The organism is Pseudomonas sp. J452 (genome assembly GCF_024666525.1).
GTDB lineage: Bacteria > Pseudomonadota > Gammaproteobacteria > Pseudomonadales > Pseudomonadaceae > Aquipseudomonas.
Genome location: NZ_CP088294.1, coordinates 1,069,190 through 1,090,239 on the forward strand (window position 1 = coordinate 1,069,190; position 21,050 = coordinate 1,090,239).

The 21,050-nt window shown below is 67.2% G+C and carries 14 protein-coding genes; 5 read left to right on the plus strand and 9 right to left on the minus strand.

What is annotated here, in order from left to right:
* Positions 1-64: 64 nt before the first annotated feature.
* A complete protein-coding gene (locus LRS11_RS04780; RefSeq protein ID WP_260495763.1) occupies positions 65-466 on the minus strand; it encodes a GFA family protein in 402 nt (133 codons plus the stop codon).
* Between the two features lie 125 nt (positions 467-591).
* Between LRS11_RS04780 and LRS11_RS04785 the strand changes: the two genes are divergently transcribed.
* The 4 genes from LRS11_RS04785 (at position 592) to LRS11_RS04800 (ending at position 5,102) form a co-directional block, all read left to right on the plus strand.
* Entirely contained in the window at positions 592-1,461 is an 870-nt protein-coding gene (locus LRS11_RS04785; protein WP_260496862.1) for an AEC family transporter, read from the plus strand.
* A 245-nt stretch (positions 1,462-1,706) separates the two neighbouring features.
* Complete coding sequence (locus tag LRS11_RS04790; RefSeq protein ID WP_260495764.1) at positions 1,707-3,011, plus strand: CitMHS family transporter; 1,305 nt, start codon at positions 1,707-1,709, stop codon at positions 3,009-3,011.
* Positions 3,012-3,109: 98 nt separating this feature from the next.
* Positions 3,110-3,871 (plus strand): TerC family protein, encoded by a 762-nt coding sequence (locus LRS11_RS04795; RefSeq protein ID WP_260495765.1) that lies wholly within the window; start codon positions 3,110-3,112, stop codon positions 3,869-3,871.
* Positions 3,872-4,139: 268 nt separating this feature from the next.
* Positions 4,140-5,102, plus strand: coding sequence for a hypothetical protein (locus LRS11_RS04800; protein WP_260495766.1), 963 nt, complete (start codon positions 4,140-4,142; stop codon positions 5,100-5,102).
* A 383-nt stretch (positions 5,103-5,485) separates the two neighbouring features.
* Here the strand turns inward: LRS11_RS04800 and LRS11_RS04805 are convergent, their stop codons facing one another.
* The 8 genes from LRS11_RS04805 to recC form a co-directional block, all read right to left on the minus strand.
* On the minus strand, positions 5,486-7,168 hold the full coding sequence (locus LRS11_RS04805) for a phosphate ABC transporter substrate-binding/OmpA family protein (protein ID WP_260495767.1): 1,683 nt from the start codon (positions 7,166-7,168) through the stop codon (positions 5,486-5,488).
* 141 nt (positions 7,169-7,309) lie between these two features.
* Positions 7,310-8,161, minus strand: coding sequence for a hypothetical protein (locus LRS11_RS04810; protein WP_260495768.1), 852 nt, complete (start codon positions 8,159-8,161; stop codon positions 7,310-7,312).
* Positions 8,158-9,807, minus strand: a complete 1,650-nt coding sequence (locus tag LRS11_RS04815) for an AAA family ATPase (RefSeq protein WP_260495769.1) — start codon at positions 9,805-9,807, stop codon at positions 8,158-8,160. Before LRS11_RS04815 ends, LRS11_RS04810 begins: the two co-directional genes overlap by 4 nt.
* 3 nt (positions 9,808-9,810) lie before the next feature.
* Positions 9,811-10,563, minus strand: a complete 753-nt coding sequence (locus LRS11_RS04820; RefSeq protein WP_260495770.1) for a PspA/IM30 family protein — start codon at positions 10,561-10,563, stop codon at positions 9,811-9,813.
* A gap of 226 nt (positions 10,564-10,789) precedes the next feature.
* A complete protein-coding gene (locus LRS11_RS04825; RefSeq protein ID WP_260495771.1) occupies positions 10,790-11,548 on the minus strand; it encodes a substrate-binding periplasmic protein in 759 nt (252 codons plus the stop codon).
* Positions 11,549-11,622: 74 nt separating this feature from the next.
* A complete protein-coding gene (gene recD, locus LRS11_RS04830) occupies positions 11,623-13,455 on the minus strand; it encodes an exodeoxyribonuclease V subunit alpha (protein ID WP_260495772.1) in 1,833 nt (610 codons plus the stop codon).
* A gap of 192 nt (positions 13,456-13,647) precedes the next feature.
* Positions 13,648-17,193: an exodeoxyribonuclease V subunit beta gene (gene recB, locus LRS11_RS04835; RefSeq protein ID WP_260495773.1), complete on the minus strand. Its 3,546-nt coding sequence runs from the start codon at positions 17,191-17,193 to the stop codon at positions 13,648-13,650.
* Entirely contained in the window at positions 17,190-20,537 is a 3,348-nt protein-coding gene (gene recC, locus LRS11_RS04840) for an exodeoxyribonuclease V subunit gamma (protein ID WP_260495774.1), read from the minus strand. Before recC ends, recB begins: the two co-directional genes overlap by 4 nt.
* 197 nt (positions 20,538-20,734) lie before the next feature.
* On the opposite strand from recC, the gene LRS11_RS04845 reads away from it, so the two are divergent.
* A complete protein-coding gene (locus LRS11_RS04845; protein WP_260495775.1) occupies positions 20,735-21,046 on the plus strand; it encodes a hypothetical protein in 312 nt (103 codons plus the stop codon).
* The last annotated feature ends 4 nt before the right edge of the window (positions 21,047-21,050 follow it).

The following is a 21,050-nucleotide window of genomic DNA, read 5'->3' on the forward strand; positions in this document are numbered from 1 at the left end:
TATCCGCAGCCGCGAAGCCCACCAGAACGGATCGAGGCACCACCCATGGACTTTTCGACCCGACCTACAGGATCTCCTCGTCTTCTTGCGGCAACTGCGGGTCCAGCTGCAGCCAGGGCAGCCGGCTCTTCACCCAGATATGTCGCTCGGCCGGGGCCCGCTCCGGGCGATCCAGGCTGGCCACGGTGATATCCAGACTGTCCGGGCTGAGCGTGGTGAACAGCGTCAGGTGGCAGCCACAGTGGCCACAGAAATGGCGTGTGCAGCTGGGCGAAGAGGCGTAAACCGCCGGCTCACCGCTGAGCCAGCGAAAGCTCTGCGCCGGCACCGTCAGCCAGGTGGTGACGATGCCGCCACTGGTGCGCCGACAGATCGAACAGTGGCAGTGCGCGATATCCTGCAGTGGCGCAGCGAAGGTGTAGCGCAGCCGGCCGCAATGGCAGCCGCCGCTGTAGGTATCGGTCATGGATGCTCTCCGGAAGTGTTTCACAGACCCTAGCCTGGGCGCCGGCTTTTGCCCAAGATGACGGCTCGACCGCCGTGGAAGTCGCCGTGACCACACTCCTTTACAGCCTCTGGCCCCTGTTTGCCATGATCCTCGGCGGTCTCGCCCTGCGCCGCTGGAACTTCCCCGGCGAGGCCTTCTGGCCGGCCGCCGAGCGCCTCAACTACTTCATCCTGTTTCCCGCCCTGCTGTTCAGCAGCCTGGCCACTGCGCCGCTGGACAACCCGGCACTGCCGCGTCTGGCCCTGGCCGTGCTGCTCGGCCTCGGCGGCGCCTGGCTGGGCCTGCTGCTGGTACGCCGTCTGCGCGGCTGGCCGGCAGCGCGCTTCGGCACCTTCAGCCAGGGCATCCTGCGCTTCAATACCTACCTAGGCCTGGCCGTGATCGGCAGCCTGCACGGCCAAGCCGGCCTGGTGCTGGCGGCGCTGCTGCTGGCGCTGATGGTGCCGGCGGTAAACGTGCTGTCGGTCTGGTCGCTCACCGCCGAACGAGGCGTCAGCGTGCACAGCCTGCTTCTGCCGGTACTGAAAAACCCGCTGATCCTCGCCTGCCTGGCCGGGATACTGGTCAACCTGGCCGGCATCGGGCTGCCCGGCGGTAGTGATCGCCTGCTCGGCCTGCTGGCCGCCGCCAGCCTGCCGCTGGGTCTGCTCTGCGTCGGCGCCGCGCTACGCCCACAGGAACTGCGCGGCGAAAAGGCCGCCCTGTTCTGCAACTGTGGCCTGCGCCTGCTGGGCATGCCGTTGCTGGCCCTGGCTGTAGCGCGCCTGCTGCAGCTGCCAGCGCTGGAGAGCACGCTGCTGGTGCTGTTCTTCGCCCTGCCCACGGCGCCCACCGCCTATGTACTGACCCGCCAACTGGGCGGCGACAGTCAACTGATGGCCGGCCTGATCACCCTGCAAACCCTGTTGTCCGGGCTCAGCCTGTTCGTCGTACTGGCCCTGCTGGTGCGCTGAACGGTACGCCAGCGAAAGCCCGCTGAAAGCTTCGCCCCTTAGCATCGCCCCACTACCGGCACAGACCGGTTCGTCCGGCTGCGCGTCTGCACGCGGCAGTCGGCCAACCCCGACAACAACAAGATGGGTGATTGCCATGCCTCGTTCCTGCCGCCACTCCGGCCGCTTCACACCTGCCCTCCGCTCGCCGCACGCCGTGCGCTGACCCCAGCGCCCCTCGCCCAGCCCCGACCGGAGATACCGCCATGCTGACTATTCTCGGCTTCGCCATGGTCATGACCTTCATGTACCTGATCATGAGCAAGCGCCTGTCCGCCCTGATCGCCCTGATCATCATCCCCATCGTCTTCGCCCTGATCGGCGGCTTCGCCAGCGGCATCGGCCCGATGATGCTGGAAGGCATCGGCAAGCTCGCCCCGACCGGAGTGATGCTGATGTTCGCCATCCTCTACTTCGCCCTGATGATCGACTCCGGGCTGTTCGACCCGGCCGTGCGCAAGATCCTCCAGCTGGTCAAAGGCGACCCGCTGAAGGTATCCATGGGCACCGCCGCCCTAGCCCTTATCGTCTCCCTCGACGGCGATGGCGCCACCACCTACATGATCTGCGTGGCCGCCATGCTGCCGCTGTACAGCCGCCTGGGCATGAGCCCGCTGATCATGGCCGGGCTGATCATCCTCGCCGGCGGGATCATGAACATGACCCCCTGGGGCGGCCCCACCGCCCGCGCCGCCAGCGCCCTGCACGTCGATCCATCGGACATCTTCGTGCCGATGATCCCGGCGATGCTGGTTGGCTGCATCGCCCTGTTCGGCGTCGCCTGGGTCTATGGCAAGCGCGAACGTGCGCGCCTCGGCGTGCTGCACCTGCCGGACGATGCCGAGCAGCACGCCGAGATCAGCGTGTCGCAGTACCCCGAGGCGCGCCGGCCCAAGCTGCTGTGGATCAACGGCGCGCTGACCGCGACCCTGATGGCCACCCTGATCGCCGGCCTGCTGCCGCTGCCGGTGCTGTTCATGATCGCCTTCAGCATCGCCATGATCATCAACTACCCCTGTCTGCAGCAGCAGAAGGAGCGCATCGCCGCCCACGCCGGCAATGTTCTGGCGGTGGTCGGGCTGATCTTCGCCGCTGGCATCTTCACCGGCATCCTCAGCGGCACCGGCATGGTCGAAGCCATGTCGAAGAGCCTGCTGGACGTGATCCCACCGTCGATGGGGCCGTACCTGGCGGTGATCACCGCGCTGGTGAGCATGCCGTTCACTTTCTTCATGTCCAACGATGCATTTTATTACGGCGTGTTACCGGTATTGGCCGAGGCAGCCAGTCATTACGGCATCAGTCCGGTGGAGATGGCACGGGCCTCGATCGTCGGGCAACCGGTACACCTGCTCAGCCCGCTGGTACCGTCTACCTACCTGCTGGTGGGCCTGGCCAAGGTCGAGTTCGGCGACCACCAGCGCTTCACCCTGAAATGGGCGGTGCTGATCTGCCTGGCCATCCTCCTGGCCGCCCTGCTGCTGGGGGTATTCCCGCTGTTCAGCGGATGAATGCCAAGACAGCCGGAAATTTCCCGCAAAGCCAGCTAGAATCGCGCCGCCTAGCCGGCGATAACGCCGACCGACTCGTTAAATAGCAAGGAACTGATATGGAATGGCTGACCAGCCCGGAAATCTGGGTTGCTTTCCTCACCCTGACTGCCCTGGAGATCGTCCTCGGCATCGACAACATCATCATGATCGCCATCCTGGTCGGCCGCATGCCGCCGCACATGCAGGCGCGCACCCGCCTGTTCGGCCTAGCCCTGGCGATGATCACGCGCATCGCCCTGCTGCTGTCGATCACCTGGATCATGCGCCTGACCAGCGACCTGTTCGAACTGTTCGGTCAGGGCATCTCCGGACGCGACCTGATCCTGTTCTTCGGTGGCCTGTTCCTCCTGTGGAAGAGCAGCACCGAGATGTATCACAGCCTGGAAGGCGAGGATGAAACCGAGCAGACGCCGGGCAACACCGCCGCGCGCAACTTCATCGGCACCATCATCCAGATCGCCATCATCGACATCGTGTTCAGCCTGGACTCGGTGATCACCGCCGTCGGCATGGTCGACCATGTACCGGTCATGGTCGCCGCGATCATCGTCGCCGTGCTGGTGATGATGCTGGCCGCCGGCACCATCAGCGACTTCATCGACAAGCACCCATCGCTGAAGATGTTGGCCTTGGCCTTCCTGGTCGTGGTCGGCACCGTGCTGATCGCCGAGAGCTTCGAAGTCCACGTACCGAAGGGCTACGTCTACTTCGCCATGGCCTTCTCCCTGGGCGTGGAGGCACTCAACATCCGCATGCGCACCCGCCGCGGGCGCAAGGAAGACCCGGTCAAGCTGCGCAAGGATATTCCGGGCGAGTAAGCCGGAGTTGCACGAATAAAAAACGGGGCCGAAAGGCCCCGTTTTCGTTTGGCCTGCAGAAAGCCGCTGGTCGATATCACGCGCTAACGGCTTGCTAGATAGTGGCCAAGCGCTAGCGTCACACAGGGGTGGCTCGACGCTGCGCAGGACTGAGGCGCACGTCAGGGAAGACGCAGGGCAAAACCATTCGAGCAGTTGCATAGACCCGGCAAATTCCCTCCGCCTTGTCGATAACACAGACGAGGGATGCGCCATGTTCGGAATGGAAATGCTGGATGTGCTGATCGGGTTGATCACCCTGTACTTGGTCTATGGCCTGGCCTGCACGGCAATAGTCGAGGCCGTTGCGGCCAAGTTGAGTTGGCGCGGCAAACAACTGCGCAACGCCTTGGATGAGCTGCTCGCCGGACAGCTCGAGGCGGACGGCAACGCCGCCGACGCCTTCTTCATGCACCCGCTGATCCAATCTCTGAGCAAGGGCCAGAACTCCTTGCCATCCTACATTTCGGCCCCGGCCTTCGCCCGGACCGTACGCGCGCTGCTCGATCCCACAGGCACCGCGCAGAGTCTGCAGACGCTGATCGACCAACTACCGGGCAGCGACGACAGTAACCGTATCAAAGGTCTGCTACGGGCCCTGGCTATGGATACACAGAATGACGCAGTCGCTTTCGGCAAGGCGCTGGAGTCGCAGTTCGACCTGGTCATGGAGCGAGCCACCGGTTGGTTCAAGAAGAACACGCAGACCCTAAGCCTGGTGGCCGCTGCAGCATTAGTACTTGCCACCAACTTCGACACCATCGCCGTCGTTAACCGCCTGACCCTGGATGAGCAAGCCCGCGCGGTATTGATCAAAGCGGCTGAGCAACAGCTCAGCGCCAATCCCCCGGCCAATGACGCAACCGCACAGCCGGCAACGAACACAGGTACAGCGCAAAATCTGGCGGCACAGCCCGCCGCACAACCGTTGGAGGGTAAAGAGCTGCAGTTGATTATCGACCTCGGCCAGACGCTGGGCCTGGGCTGGCGCTCGAGCGACAAGAGCAAGAAACAGCCTGAGAAAAGCGATAACTGGCAGACCCACCTCTCCAAACTCGTCGGTCTTGCGATCAGCATCCTGGCCGTTTCCCTCGGCGCGCCCTTCTGGTTCGACATGCTGCAACGGGTCATGCAGCTGCGCAGCTCAATCAAACCGAAGGCCGAAGAACAGAAGAAGCCGGCCAGCTCATGAGGCCAAAGGAGCGGCCCAGGACGATGCCCAACGCTCTCGTTCCTGAACATGCTCCAAGGGCTGCCCTACTCCGTCCAGCAATGACGCAGCCACTGCCGCTGCGAACAAAACCTCATGCTGTTCATTTGAGAGATTTTCGGGCAGGTAAAGCGCCCAGACCGTAGGAGCGAGCTCTGCTCGCGAAGCTCTATGTGATGCCCAATTCGCGAGCAGAGCTCGCTCCTACAAATTTCCCACAGCAGAAAAAACGCCGCGATTCCTTGGGGAAATCACGGCGTTTTTCTTAAGTGAACAGCATTACGGCTATGTGCCGGTATTCTTACGGTGAGCCTCGAGTCGAGCAAGCCCAAGGCAAAATGCTCAGCCGAAGTCACTTCTCGCCATCACTCCAGCGTGAACCACTGCACCTCGACGCGGCGGTTCTGCTCGCTGTCCTGGCCGATCGGTTCTTCCCAGCCGCGACCGACCAGTTCGATGCGGTCGTCGGCGATGCCGGGGTGGCGGGCCAGCAGGGCTTCCTTGACCGACAGGGTGCGTTGGCGCGACAGCTCCATGGCCTTCAGCGCCATGCTCTTGACCAGCGCCGGGCCGCCCTGGCGCTCGAAGTCGGCGACCATGGCGTTGTCCACGTGGCCGCGCAGCAGGACGATGGAGCCGGGGCTGACCTGGAGGAATTTCTTGATGGTGTCCAGGTAGTCCTGGTTGGCCTTGACCTGCTTGTCCAGCGCGGCCGAGTTGGCCTCGAAGAAGAAGCGGATGTCCTTGCTCAGCAGTGCATCGCCTTCCAGGGCGACCTTGCCGCTGGTGCGGATCGGCGCGATGGAGATGCTCTGGCCCTTGAACTGGCCGCCGGCATCCAGCGCCTTGAGGTGCTGCACATTGGCGAAACGCGCCGGGTCGGCCGGGTTCTTGATCAGCGCGCCGTAGGCCAGCACCGAGGACTGGAAGATGCCCTGGAAGGAGCCGGCCGAATCGATGCTGCCGTCGAAGAAGGCGAGGTTTTCCGGCAGGTTGCTCAGGTGCACCTTGGCCAGCTCGTCGGCGGTCTCCTGGGCGGTCCAGCCGAAGGCCCGAGCGACCAAGCCGGCGTGGGCCTGATCGTCGCGCAGCATGCGGTTTCCTTCCAGCAGGCCATGCACCAGGCCCTTGACCTTGTCCGGATGGGCCGTGGCGAAGCCCTTGTTGACCACCAGGATGTCGGCGACCACCAGCAGGTTGCGGTTGGACACCAGCATCTTCGCCGCGCCCGCAGACTCGGCAACCACTTCGTCGGTGCGCGGCGACCAGCCGACACAGCCGTTCAGGCGGCCGGCGCCGTTCAGCTCGGCGGCGTAGGCATCGCAGGCGATGAAGGCGTCCTCGTAGAACACCAGGCCCAGTTCGTTGGCTGCCGGGCGGCTTTCCAGGTCGCGCAGCACCTTGACCGGCACGCCGGCCTCGGAGGCCAGGTAGCGGATGAAGAACTCGCTCTCGTTGAACTGGCTGGCGCCGAGTACCTTGCCCTTGAGCTGATTAATGCTGGCGATGCCGCTGTCCACTACCACCTGGTCGGCGCCACGGGAGAAGGCGATCTGCGCCGGCACCGTGACCTCGAACTGGCGGCCGAGCACGGCGAGCACGTCGGTGGTGGTCGCCACCGCGGCCAGCTGGCCGTTGTTCAGCGCCGACCATTCCTCGCTCTCGCCCTTGTTCAGGCGTACCTGGAAGCCGTACTGCTTGGCAAACAGCGAATCGGGGTTGGGGTCCATGCCACCGTTGGCGACGATCAGGCCGCCGTAGCCGGCGTACTCGCTGATGTCGATGTCGATGATGTTGTTCTTCATCTCATAGGGCGCGGCCGACTGCAGCACTGGTGTACCAGTGACCGGCTCGGCCGGCTCGGGCACCGCTACGCCGCCACCGAGGCTGCTCGGCAGGCTGGCCACCGGGCTGTCGCCGCCCTGCTTGAGCATGTCCTTGCTGACCAGCCAGCCACCGAGGCCGAGCAGGCCGAGCACCAGCACAATGGTTAGCAGCTTGCCGGCGGCATTGCCGCGCTGGCGCTGACGGAACGAGGATAAATCCATGACGCGTCTCCCTGTCGGTTGCGAGCCCTGGGCCCGCCATTCAGTGTGCAAATCTTCGCGGCGGCGCCAAGCCGTAGCCTGGATGCAATCCAGGAGGCTGTGCCCGCAATACCCCGGATTAGCTCCGAGCTACTCGCCTATTCAGTGTTTGACGGCTTCCCTGGCGAGCGGCTTGCCGCCCTCCTGCAGCACGTAGCTTGGCAGGCTCTGTTGTTCGTTGAGTTCGAGCACGCCGAGCAGGTCGCGCTGGTCGTTGAGCCAGCGGCTGGCCTCGTTGAACGAGGAAGTCAGGGCGTTCAGCGCAGTGCCGATCTGCTCCTCGTCGGTGGCCAGCAGGGTCTGCTCGCGAATCAGGGCGATCTGCTGGTCGATGCGCGCCAGCTCCGCGTCCACATGTTCCTTGCGCCGCAGGCCTTCGGCATGGGCGGCCTGGCGCGCGTCGATCACCTGCTTCTGCTGTTCCAGGCTACGGCGCAGCTCGTCGCCCAGGTCGCTGGCGGCCAGGCGCTGGTCGATCTGCTCTTCCTGGCGTTGCAGTTCGGCGCTGTCGGCGGCGGCGGTGTCGACCACCACGCTGAGCGCCTGGCCGGCCACCAGCAAACGCAGGTTGAGCCATACCAGCTGCTCCAGGCTGTCGGCGTGGGAGGCCATCAGCGGCGAACGGGAGAGCAGTTGCAGCACTTCGCGGGCGCGGTCCTCAATGCGCTGCTGACGCTGGCGCTGGCTGTCACCGAGCTGGGCCAGGGTGTTTTCATAGCGCTGCTCGGCCGGATCGACCCGTACTTCGCCAGCATCCACCGCATTGCGAAAGCGCTTGCTGCTGGCCAGCAGTCCCAGATAGGCCAGCTCCAGGCCGACGCCAAGCACCCAGAAGCCGGGGCTGATAAAGGCGCCGAGCAGGCCGACGGCAGCCAGCGCCAGCCAGTTCGGCGGCAGCGGCATGCCCAGCGGACGGGCATTGAAGGCGGACCACAGATAACGCCCGACACTCATGGACTGACGGTCTCCTGGGCAAGGTGACGCAAGGACTCGGGGACGAAGGCGACGTCCGTGGCCTCGCGGATGGCGAGGATCATCTGCTGGCGCAGCACCTGCTCGGATACCGGCGGCTGATAGCCCTGCAGGCACTGCTTGAGCGCGGCCAGGGCGGAGAGCTTGCTGGTGCGCACCTGGCGGTAGACCTTCACCGCCAGCGCCTCGGCGGCGCCGGGCGTGAGCAACAACGGCAGGTCGAGCTTGACCAGCTCGGCCAACTCCAGTTTGAGGTCGAAGCGCTTGAGCAAGGCCTTGAGCAGCGCCGCGCTTTCTTCCACCGTGGTGCTCGGCAGCAGCGGAATCTTCACGTCGACCCGGCCGGGGCGCTTGAGATCGACCTCGATCAGGTCCGGGCGCGAGGAGGCGAGAATCCAGATCACCTTGCCGCGGTTGTCAGCGTCGCCCATCTCCTGGGCAATCATCGAGTAGATGCGCCCGGACAGGCCGCTGTCACCGCTGCCGCCGTCGCGCTTGCCTAGGGTCTGGTCGGCTTCGTCGATGAACACGATGCAGCGACCGAGGCCGCGGATCAGGCGGAAGATCTTCTCCAGGTTGCCTTCACTGGAACCGACCCAGCGGTCGCGGAAGTTCTTCAGCTTGACCACCGGCACCCCGGCCTCGCCGGCCAGGCACTCGACCAGGTAGGTCTTGCCGGTGCCCACCGGGCCGCAAAAGATGTAGCCCTTGGGCAAGGCGCGCAGGTCGGCGGCCTGCCACAGCGCCATGTCCTGGCGCAGCCAGGTCTTCAGCGCGTCCTGGGCGTGGTAGTCGTCGAGGGTACGCGCCGACTCGATGAATTCGACCAGGCCGGCGCTGTCGGCTTCGACCAGTTCCTTCTTCGCTTCGACCCAGTCCTGCGCGCCGAGCACCTTGCCCTGGTGGGCGCGGCGCTTGACCAGGCTGGCCAGGGCGCTGAGGCTGACCCCGGCCAGGGTCTGCACCGCGCCGGAATCTTCGCCGGGAAAAGCCTTGGGGTGATCGACCCGCAGCTGCGCCAGGCACTGCTGCAGGCTGGCGGCGTCCGGCAGCGGCACCTGCACCCGGTCGATGCGCGGGTTGTTGGCTACCAGCGGGTGCAGGTCATTGAGGTTGTCGGCCAGCAGCAGGCTGGCGAAAGCCATGTCGCTGAACGGCGGCTCGGCGGCCCAGTCGCGCACCAGACTGGCCAGGCTGGCCGTGGCGAAATCGCCCTGCTGGCTGGCCGGCAGCACCAGCTCGGCGCCGCGCAAAATCACCGCCACATGTTCGCTGTCGCCACGCCCCAGCGCACGCAGATTGGCGCGATAACGCAGGTAGCGGCTGATCAGCTCCACCGCCTCGCGCGGGTCGTGCGGCCAGGGCTGGATCTGCGCCGCGGCCGGCCATTCGGCAAAACGCTCGCCGCCGCGCAACAGGCTCAGGCCGTTGCCCGGGTCGTAGAGGAAGACGATGTCGAAGGCGGCGAGCAGCTTGGCGTCCAGGTAACGGGTCAGGCTGACCAGGCGGTCGTCCAGGGGAAAGCGGTCGGCGACGTTGCCGTACAGCACGAACTGGCCATGGGCGCCGCTTTCATAGGCCAGGCGCAGTTCGTCGAGCCAGTTGGGTACTTCCTGTGCCCCACTCATGGTTTATTGGCTTTCCGATTGCGGATTGCCGCCCATGCTGCGGTTGGCCTCGGGCGCCGCGCTGGCTTCCTGGCCGGGCAGGGCGATGCCTTCCTTGGCCGCGAACTCGGCCAGGGCCTGGTCGGCGAGGGCGTCCATCTCGGCTTCCTTGAGGTTCACTTCGCTCATGTCCATCGAGTCGCGGGCCATGCGCGCGCGGCCGGCGGCCTTGGTACGCTCTTCCTCGACCATCTCGTGCAGGCGGTTGAGGGTGTCGCCGGAGCCGCCGATGGTGCTGACCATGCCGGCGGCCATCTCGTTCATCTCGGCCATGGCGGTCTTCATGCGCATGTCGTTGATCGCGCCCTTGAGCGCCTCGATCTTGCTGCGCGCGGCATTCACCGCCACTTCACGGGCCTTGGTCAGGTTCTGGTAGGTCTCTTCGGCCTGGGCCAGCTGGCGGCGATTCTCTTCCAGCTCGCGGGCCAGGCTCTGCAGGCGCAGGGCGTTTTGCGCGGCCGCCGACTTGTTACCGGCACGCAGGTGCGCGGTGGTGCGCGCGTGCAGCTCGCGCTCCTCGGCTTCCTGCTTGCGCACCTGGCTCATCAGGCGCTCGGCCAGGCCAGCATGGGCGGCCAGGCCCTGGTTGAAGTTGGCGATCTGCTTGCGCAGGTTCTCCTGCTCCAGTTCCAGCAGGGCTTCCGGGTTCTTGCGCTCCAGGTCCTTGATGAACAGGGAGAGGATGCCTTTGAAGACATTGGCGAGGCGGCTGAACATGAACAACTCCTTGCGATCTGCGTGCAATCCATCGTGCACCGGCGCCACGGCCGGCAGGGCTTGGCGCATTCTTCGCGAGCGGGCGGGCAGATGCAACCGGGGCAGGCGAGTTTAGCCAGGCGACCTGTCGACACTTGGCGACAAGTCACGTCCTATCGAGATCACTGGATCCATGCCGGTAAAGCGGCTGTTGCCCCAGACAAGCCGAGAACGGACCAACTACCGGTCACGGCCCGGTTGGCGCATTCAGATAGTTGATAACCAATTGTTCGTACTGGTTGCTCGTGCGCAGCGACGCCAGGCCACGGTTGAATACGGCGATAAGCTTCTCGGCTTGAGGGTGCTGGCGAGACACCAGAAGGTGCAGGCTGGTCGACGGGAAGGTGCTCTGTGAGCGGTGGAACTGGCTAGGCAAAACGCCTGCCTGACTCAACGCACCTGCACCGATCATGCTATCGGCAACAAAGACATCATCGCGGTTGAGCAACAGCAGACGGGCACACTGGGGCAGCCCTATCGGGGAGTGACGTGTCAGCAAGCCCTGTTCGATCATCTGGTCAATCGCAGCCGGCAACTGCCAACCCAGGGGGTAGCACAGGCGTTTACCGGTCAATGCGGCCAGGTTACTGACTTCGTAGACTTCGCCTGCGCGACTGAACAGATGCTGCTCGATCACCGTCAGGGGGTCGCTGTACAGATAGTCCTGTCCACGCTCAACCGTGTAGACATAGGGAAAGGTGGCGTCGTATTCAGCCTTCAGGGTCATTTGCATGCCGCGGTTCCAGGGGTGCCACTCCAGCTCGGCTTGAACCTCGATCTGGGCCAGCGCGGCCTGCACCACCTGCGTCAGCAGCCCACCCCCGGACAACTGCTGGCCGGTGAACGGCGCATAATCGTCACCGGTTACTAAACGCATGGTTTCGGCGGATGCCAGTGCCGGGCGGCACAGACAGGCGAGCAGCAAACACAGCACAACTCCACGCATGCGCATTCCTTAACCTGGCAAACCAAGGCCGAGCTGAGCGGGATTACCCGCCCCGTATTCAAGGTGCTATCAGCTTAGCCAAACAAGTCCAACTGTCCCTGCGCCGGTGGCACACCAGGTCGTACCTCTTGCCCCCCCAGCCGCTCCGCCAACCCCGCCGCACGTTCGGCCTTGGTGTTCACCGCCTCGCTCAGGCGCGCCGGCAGCCCCCAGATTTCAACCTTGTGCTTGGCGCGGGTGATGCCGGTGTAGAACAGCGCGCGGGTCAGCAGCGGGCTGGGCAGCTCGGGCAGGGCCAGCAGTACTTCGCTGAACTCCGAGCCCTGGCTCTTGTGCACGGTCATGGCGAAGGCACTGTCGTGGCTGGGTAGGCGCGCCGGGGCGAAGGCGTGGTAGCCGTCTTCGCCTGAGCCCCCGCTTTCAAAAAAGACGCGCAGGCCGTGCTCGCCGTGAAGGCACAGGCCGATATCGCCGTTGAACAGGCCCAGCGCATAGTCGTTCTGCCGCACCATCACCGCGCGGCCGGGGTACCAGCGCTCGCGTTCGGCCAGGCTGTAACGGCGTTTGATCCGCGCCTCCAGCGCCTCGTTGAGGCCGCTGACGCCCCACGGCCCTTCACGCTGGGCGGTGAGGGCGCGAAAAGCGTTGAAGGCCGCGAAGGCCTGGGCCGGATCGCCCGCGCGGGCCGCCTGCAGATAGGGTCGATAACCCTGGTCGAGACGATCCAGCAGGGCGGCCGGGGTCGGTTGCGCCTGCCAGTGCAGGTCGGCGCGCTGTTCCCTGAGCAGGTTCAGCGTGCCGGGCGCGTCGCCGCTATTGATCCGCCGCGCCAGCTCGCCGATGCCGCTGTCGCCGGCGAAACGGTGGCTGTGAGTCAGCAGCACCACTGCGTCGCCCAGCCTGGAGCGCGGCGGCTCGACCGGCACGACCTGCCCGGTGATGCGCTGCAGCTCGGCCACAGCAGCGGCGTCGAAACCGCGGCCCTCGCACAGCTCGGCGAACACCGCGCCGGCTTCCACGGCGGCGAGCTGATCCTTGTCGCCGAGCAGGATCAGCCGCGCGTGCGGCGGCAGGGCATCGACCAGCTTGGCCATCAGCGCCAGGTCGACCATCGAGGCTTCGTCGACCACCAGCACGTCCAGCGCCAGCGGCCGCGCCGCGTCGTGACGCACCTTGGGCGTGTCGCCACGGCTGCCGAGCAGGCGGTGCAGGGTGCGCGCCTCTTCCGGCAGGGCGGCCTTGATCGCTTCGCTGACCGGCAGCGCCGCCTTGGCATTGCGGATCGCCTCGGCCATACGTGCAGCCGCTTTACCCGTCGGCGCGGCCAGGCCGATGGCTAGCTGGGCACCGCCGGGTTGTTCAAGTAGCGCTGCGAGCAGACGCACCACGGTGGTGGTCTTGCCGGTACCAGGCCCGCCGGAGATCACCGCCAGGCGCCGGCGCACCGCCTGTGCGGCGGCCAAGCGTTGCCAGTCGGGTTGTTGTTGGTTGAAGGCAAACAGGCGCGCCAGACTCTCCGTCAGCACGGTTTCGTCGACCTGCGGCAGGTCGACGGCGCGGGCCAGCAGCTGGTGGGCTAGCTGGCTTTCGTAGGCCTGGTAGCGCGCCAAGTACAGGCGCGAACCGTCGAGAGTCAGCGGGGCGAAATCGCCGGGGGCGCCGACCAGGGTTGAGGCTTCCAGCTGCGTGCGCCATTCGCCCAGCGCTGGCAGGACAAAGGCGAACTCCGCCCACGGCCGCTGCCCGGCCAGGCGCGCCAGTGGCAGGCAGACATCACCCTGGCCCAGCGCCTCGCAGCACAGCGCGGCGGCGGCCAGCACGCTGTCCGTTGCCGTCGGGTCGAGACGGCGCAGGCTGTCGACCAGCGCCCGCTCCAGCGGGCCGAGGGGCAGGTCCAGCAGGCTCATCGCGCCACCTCCGCGACCGTAGGAGCCAGCTTGCTGGCGATCCGTGGCGGCGTGATGAAAAGCATCGCCAGCAAGCTGGCTCCTACAGGGGCGGTGCGCATCACTGGCCCTCCGCAAACAGGACCGTAGGGCGGGTGGAACCCGCGGCCCGCGATGCGGATAACAACGCGGGTTGCACCCGCCCTACGGCAATCATGAGGAAGCTCCGGCGAACAGGTTATCCAGCGCATCCAGCAGTTCGTCACTGGGCCGGGCGAAGTACACCCCGGCCTGAGGCATGCCGCGCAGGAACAGGTAGTAGGCGCCGCCGAGCTGCTCGTCGTGGAAGTCGGCCAGGCGCTGACGGAGGAAGCGCCGCAGCGCCACCAGGTAGATCAGGTACTGCAGGTAGTAATGCTCGCCGGCCAGGGCCTGCAGCAGGCGCTCGCCGCCGTAGTGGCTGGCGTCCGGGCCGAGCCAGTTGGACTTGTAATCCAGGATGTACCAGCGTCCGTCGTGCTCGAAGGTCAGGTCGATGAAGCCCTTGAGGAAGCCCTTGAGGCTGTCGAACTCCAGCCGTTCGGCGGCCTGGCGCAGCGGCTCGGCCAGGCCCATGGCCGGGTCGACCAGGATCGCGCGCAGGCGCTGCACGTCCAGGTCGGCCACCGGGAAGGTGAAGCCCAGCTCGGGCAGGCGCCGCGCCGCCTGCAGGCTGGCCAGCGTCAGGCCGCTGCCGTCCAGGTCGCTGTCCAGCACCTGTTGCAGATGGGCGCTGGCGATGGCTGTCCACAGTTCGGCGTTGATGCCGTGGGCGCTCAGCGCCGGCTCGACCAGGTCGGCCAGGGGCGCCTTGCCGCGCGCCCAGTCTTCGAGGATGGCGTGCAGGCAGGTACCGGCACGCGCGCCACGGGGGAAGGCGAAGAAGCCGCTGCCTGGCTCGCTGGCATCCGGCATCACCAGGCCGTCGCGATCCGGCGCCTCCATATGCATGCCGGCCGCCAGGCCGGAGAAGCTGCCGATGCGCCAGGCGCTGTGCAGGCTGCGCTGGAACTGCTGCAGCCGGGCGGGCGGCGTGGCGCGCTGTTCGCCGGCGGCGCAGGCCTCGCGGTTAAGCAGTGGCACGCGGGCGATCATCCCTGCGCTGCCCTCGGCCAGTTGATCCAGCTCGCTGGCCAGGGCGCTGGCGGATTTGTCGTTGAGGTGACCGGCCAGCTCGCCCAGGGCGTCGGCACCGCCCAGCTCGCGGCCGTGCAGCAGCCAGGCCAGGGCGCTGCTGTGCAGGCCTTCGTCGGGCAGGCCGCCGTCCTTCTTCGGCTTGGGCACGGCCACCGGGCCCCAGTGCAGCCACAGGCGGTGCTCGGCGCGGGTCAGGGCCACGTAGGTCAGGCGCAGCTTCTCAGCGAATACCTCGCGCCGAGCGGTCTGCAGGTGCTCGTCGAGGCGGGCGCTGCCGAGGTCGAGCAGCGGCTGGCCATCTTCATCATGGCAACGGGCGCTGTCGGTGTGCTGGCCGAGCAGACGGCCGTCCCACAGGAAGGGGCAGAACACCAGTGGGTATTCCAGGCCCTTGGAGGTGTGGATGGTGACGATCTGCACCCGCTCGGCATCGCTTTCCAGGCGCAGCAGGGCATCCTCGCCGGCGCCCTCGCTGCCTCGCTGGCCGTTGAACCAGGCGAGCAGGGCCTCCAGGCCGGGGCGTTGCAGGCTCTCGGTCTGCAGCAGCTCGGCCAGGTGCAGCAGGTTGGTCAGCCGGCGTTCGCCGTCGATGCCGGCCAACAGGCGTTCGGCCACCTGTTCCTGATCCAGCCAGGCCCTGAATACGCGCATGAAACCGTGCTGCTGCCACAGCTGGTGATACTGCTCGGCGTCGGCGCGCTCCTTGTCCCAGGCACGTTCGTCATCCTGGCAGCGCGCCAGCTGCGCGGCGTCGCGGCCGAGCAGGCGGCTGGCCAGGGCATAGCGCAGCACACCCTCGCGGCCCGGCTCGGCGTAGGCGGCCAGCACGGCGGCCAGCTCGGCGGCTTCCTCGCTATGCCACACGCTGTCGCGGCCGCGGCGTACGCTGGGCACGCCTCGCACGGCCAGCTCCTCGGCGATGCTCGCCGCCTCGCGGTGGCTGGCGACCAGCACGGCGATATCGCCACCGCGCAGCGGGGTACGCACGCCCTTGTCATCGAAATAGGCCGTGCCCTCGCCACTGGCGGCCAGCAGCCCGGCGATGCGCTGGGCGGTGTCGATGGCAGCGATCTCACCGGCGCGGCCCTTGTTCAGGCCGTCGTCAGCCAGCCAGACCAGCGCCAGCGGCGCGCCGTTGGCTTCGTCCGGCAGCACCAGATCTGCCCGCGACTTTTTCCCGGCACTGACCGGCGGGTAGTCCAGGCCCTGTTCGGCGAACGGCTGCGGACGGGCGAACAGGCGGTTCAGCGCGTCGATCAGTTGCGGCGTGGAGCGGTAGTTGAACGGCAGGTCATAGCGCCGCGCGGCGGCATCGCGGGCGGTGAGGTAGGTGGCCAGGTCGGCGCCGCGAAACGCGTAAATCGCCTGCTTGGGATCCCCCACGAAACACAGGTCGCCGCCCTCGCGGTAGATGCGATCGAAGATCTGGTATTGCACCGGATCGGTGTCCTGGAATTCGTCGATCAGCGCCAGCGGGTATTGCGTGCGCAGGGTCGTGGCCAGATCCGCACCGGCCGGGCCGTGCAGCGCCTCGTTGAGGCGATTGAGCAGGTCGTCGAAGGCCAGCAGGCGCTGCGCCGCCTTGCGCGCCGGCAGTTCGGCGTTGAGCTTGTCGAGCAGTTCGACCTGCAGGGCGATCAGCCGCTGGCGGCCGGCCGGTACGGCGACACCGAGCGCCTCGGCCAGTTCGTCGAAGGCCTCGGCGAGGGCGCCCTGCGGCGCGTCGAAACCTTTCTTGGTGGCCTTGTGCAGCGCTGCCGCGCCGAACTTGGCCAGGCCATCGGGCTGCTCGAACAGCGCCGCCGGGTCGGCGAAATAGGCGTCCAGCTCGGCCGTCCACACCGGCAACTTGGCCAGCTTGTGGGTGCTCTGGCTCAGCCCGCCATGCTCGCGCAGCAAGGCGACGAAAGCCGCGCCCTGCTCGCGCCACAGCTGTTCGGCACGTTCCCAGGCAGTGCTGGCGGCGTTCAACTCGTCGCCACTCAACGGCTCGCGCGGCTCGATGCGCAGGTAGGGCTTGCCCAGGTGGCTGCGTAGGGCCTGGCGCAGGCTGCTCGGGGTGATCTTCTGCTTGGCCAGGAAGCGCGCCCAGGCCGGATCGGCCGCCGCCAGCACATGGCGCCAGGCGTCGGCGAGCAGGGCGTCGAGCACCTCGCGGTCGTCCTGGGTCAGCTCGCTGTCGAAGTCCCCCCCGGCCTCGAACGCAGCGTCCTGCAGGGCGCGCTGGCAGAAGCCGTGGATGGTGAAGATCGCCGCCTCGTCGAAGCCGTGCACGGCCAGCAGCAAGCGCCGACGCGCGTCCTCGCCGGGGTGGCGGCTATGCAGCTCGCTGAGGAACGGGTCGCTACTCGGCGTGCCTTCATAGACCGCCAGCAGCTCGGCCAGGCGCGCGCGAATGCGTTCACGCAGCTCGGCAGTGGCGGCGGTGGTGTAGGTGACCACCAGAATCTGGCTGACGCTGAGTTGCTGCTCCAGCAGCAGCCGCGCGTACAGCGCAGTCAGGGTCCAGGTCTTGCCGGTACCGGCGCTGGCCTCGATCAGCGAGCGGCCGGTGAAGGATGAGGTCTGCAGGTCGAGGCTCATGCGTCGTCCTCGTCGGCGGCCAGGGCCAACAGCGCCGGGCCGAGCAGTTGTTCGGCCAGTTGTTCGAAGCGCTCGCCCAGCGGTTCGCGTTCGCGGAAGGCCAGGGCGTTCCAGGGGTCGAGGGCCTCGCCGGGGATCGGGCTGAAGTCGGCGCCGAGCCAGGCGGCCTGCGCGGCGCCACGGGCGGCGTCGATGGGTTCCTTTTTGCTCCGTGCGCTGGGGGTGACCAGGGCCTTGGCGAAGTCATGGCTGCTGCGCGGCAGGAACGGCAGCGGCGCGCTGAGTGCCTCGCGATAGGCGGCCAGCCAGGGCTGCAGCAGCTCACGGGGGTTGGCCAGGGCGCCGAGCTGCCAGTCGCCGGCCGGCGAGACCAACAGGCTGTCGCGGGCGATACCGTCGCTGGCGGCGACGTTGAGCAGCAGGTGGCGCAGCCAGAAACCGGGCAGGTCCCAGGCGCTCGGCGCATTCAGGCGCCAGTCGAACAGACCAGCACTGGTCACGCCATCCAGCCAGCCATGCAGGCGCACGCCGGCCAGGGTGATATCCACCAGCAGCGGTTGCGGCGCTTCCGCGGGACGCGCTTCGAACAGGCGTGGGGCGAAGGCACGCACCGGGCCGCGCAGCTTGCCCCACAGCGCATGGCCCAGCTCGCCGGTGGGCAGCCAGCCGGCGGCGCGGGCAATACGGCGTTCCTGCTGCTCGCTCCAGTCGCGCTCCACCGCCTGCAGGGCCAGGTGGCGCAGGCCGCGCCGGGCCGGGCCTTCGAGGGCGAACGGCTCGTCCGCGGCGATGGCTTCCTCGGCGTCGGCCAGGCGCAGGCCCAGGCGCTGCTCGAGGAGGAAGCGCGCCGGGTTGCGGAAACACAGCAGCAGCTGCGCCGGCTCGATGGTCAACCAGTCCTCGCCCGGCTCCGGCAACTGGGTGATGAAGGGTGGCGGGGTCAGCAACGGTGCCTCGGCCAGGCGTTGAGCGGCGCGGAACCAGGAACTGGCGAAACCCAGTTGCTGGCCCGATTGCTGAAAGTTGCCAGGGGCGAAGGGCTGCAGCGGGTGGGCGACGGTGATCGCGGCGCTGGCTTTGCGCTCTTTCGGCTGCGATGCGTCAGTGCTGGCGGGATCGCGAGCAAGCTCGCTCCTACAAGGAGCGACGGCGGTGAGGTCGACCGCTTCGAGCAGTTCGTTGACCAGCACCGAAGGCGGCAGCACCGCGTTGTCGCGCGGGTCGCGGCCGACGTAGCTGAGGTACAGGCCGTCGCGCGCGGAGAGCAGGGTTTCCAGCAGCAGGTAGCGGTCGTCCAGGCGCCGCGCGCGGTCGCCACGGCGCGGCTTGTGGCTGATCAGGTCGAAGCCGGCCGCCGGGGTGCGGCGTGGCAGGGCGCCGTCGTCCAGACCGAGCAGGCAGACCAGGCGAAACGGCAGGCTGCGCATCGGCACCATGGTGCAGAAGGTCACCGCGCCGGTGAGAAACCCCGAGGCCCCGCCGCCGGCCTCCAGCGCCGTGCCGAGCTGCTGACGCACCAGGGCCAGTTCCAGCGGCCGGGCGATGCCGGCGTCGCTGGCCTGGCGGGCGAGGGCGGCGCAGCTCTGGCTCAGCAGCAACAAGGTATCGCCGGCTTCGCGCTCGTCGAACAGGCTGTCGATCAGTGCCTGCAGGTCCAGCGCCCAGTCCGCCAGCGGGCGGGCGCGTTGCAGGCTCTCGGCCAAGCCGGCGAGCTTGCTGACGAAGGCACAGAGGCGGCCGAGCAGCTGACCGCGCGCGCCTTCCAGGGCATCCAGCGGCAGGCTGTCGCCGAGCAGCGGAATGCCGTCGCCGGCCAGTTGCGGCGGCGCGGCGAAGCCCAGCAACAGGCGGTCGAGGCCCTGGGCCCAGGTGAAGGCGTTGTCTGCCGGCAGGCCGAGGGCGGCGTGGTGGCCGGCATCGCGGCCCCAGCGCACGCCGGCGTCGCGCAGCCAGTCGCGCAACAGAGGCAAGTCCTCCTGCTCGATGCCGGCGCGGCGGGCGATGGCCGGCTGCTCCAACCAGGCGAGGATTTCCTCGGCGGCGAAGCGGCTCTCGGGCAGGGCGAGCAGGTCGATAAAGGCTTCCAGCAGCGGCAGTTCGGCGCGCAGGCTGCGGTCAGCCAGGCTGAAGGGAATGCGTGGCGCACCTTCGCGCGGAGCAAACACCGCCTCGATATAAGGCGCGTAGCGCTCGATATCCGGGGTCAGCACCACCACCTGGTCGGGAGTCAGGTGCGGCTCGGCGGCGAAGCGGGCGAGCAGCTGGTCATGCAGGATCTCCACTTCGCGCAGCGGCGAGTGGGCAATATGCAGCTCCAGCGAGCGGTCATCGGCGCGCAGTTCGATGCGCTCGTCCGCACTACGCGTTCTGAGCCGCAGGATATCGTGCTGCAGGGCGTGCAGCAGGCTGTCGTCGAGCAGGTCGGCGTCTTCGCTGTACAAGCCGGTTTCCTGCCCGCCTTCGGCCGAGGCCAGGCTGAACAGGCTGTCGAAGAAATCACGGCCCTGCTTGCCGAGGCTGGCCAGCAGCGGGTGACCGACGTCCAGATACCACTCGTCCGGGCTCATCGCTTGAAAAATCGCTGCGCTCTGGGGCTGCTTGGCCAGCTCGCGGATATCACGGATCTCGCCCCAGGCCTCGCGGCAGGGGTTAAGGGCAAAGATCACCACCTCGGTATGCCGGGCCAGGCCTTCGAGCACGCGCAGGTGATGGGGCGGCAGGCTGCTGATGCCGAATACCAGCAGGCGCTCGGGCAAGCCGGCAATCGGCGTGGCGTCGTACAGGCGTTGCAGCAGGTCATCGAGCAGGCGCGCGCGGTGCGGGTGACCGTCGGCGGTCAGCTCGCGCCAGAGCAGGGCCTGCCAGGCTTCGTCGGCGCCGAGCTCGCACAGTTCGCCACGCTCCCAGGCGGCCAGCCAGTCGTCGCGATACAGCAGGTACTGGTCGAACACGTCGGCGATGCGCGTGGCCAGGGACAGCCGGCGGCGCTCGTCGCCGCCTTCCAGGTAGCGCGCCAGGCGCGGTGCACGTTCCAGATTGCTCGGCTCGCACAGCCAGTCGTACAGGCGCCAGCTCAGGGTCAGCGGGGTGAAGGCGGACTGCTCCGGCAACTGACCCAGCACCAGCCGCGACAGCTCCCAGACGAAGGCCGAGGGCAGCTGTACTTCCAGCTGCATGGCGATGCCCTGTTCGCGCGCCAGCTGCAAGGTCAGCCAGCGGCCGATGCCCTGGCTCGGCACCACCACCCGCGCCGGAGCGAAGGGGTCGCGTTGCGGCTGGGCGAGCAGGCTCGTGGCCAGGGCGCCGAGGGTTTCCAGGTCGGGGGCGTGGAAGAGGTTGAGCATGGGCTGTCGGGCATTTTGCAAAGAGCGTCAGGTTACCAGCAAGGCGCCGGAGCGAGCACGGTGAAAGCGTGGCAGCGGCGCCTACTCTGCGAGAACGGCAGCGACCGGCGGCAACCCTGGCCTTGACTCAGGTCAAAGCCAGCTTGCCAGGGGCCACCTAGAGTGACCACACGAAAACCAGCGCGCGTCCCGCAGTCATGCCGCGAACGATCCCCAGCATCCTGATCACCCATAACGACCAGCAGATGGCCTGCCGCGTGCGGCGCCTGCTGCACAGCGACGGGCTGGACTGCGCCGTGCTGGCGCGCCCGCAAGACTGCAGCCAGGCGCCGCTGTGTCGCTGGCTGCAGGATTGGCCACTGCCGGCTCACGCCGCCCTGCATGCCACCCTGGCCGATGCCATCGAGGTGCTCGAACGCTCCCGGCATGCCTTCAAGTCACGCGATCTGGCGGACCTGCGCCAGCGCCTGGAACAGCTGTTAGGCGAATTGTCAGGACCCACGCAATAAGGTA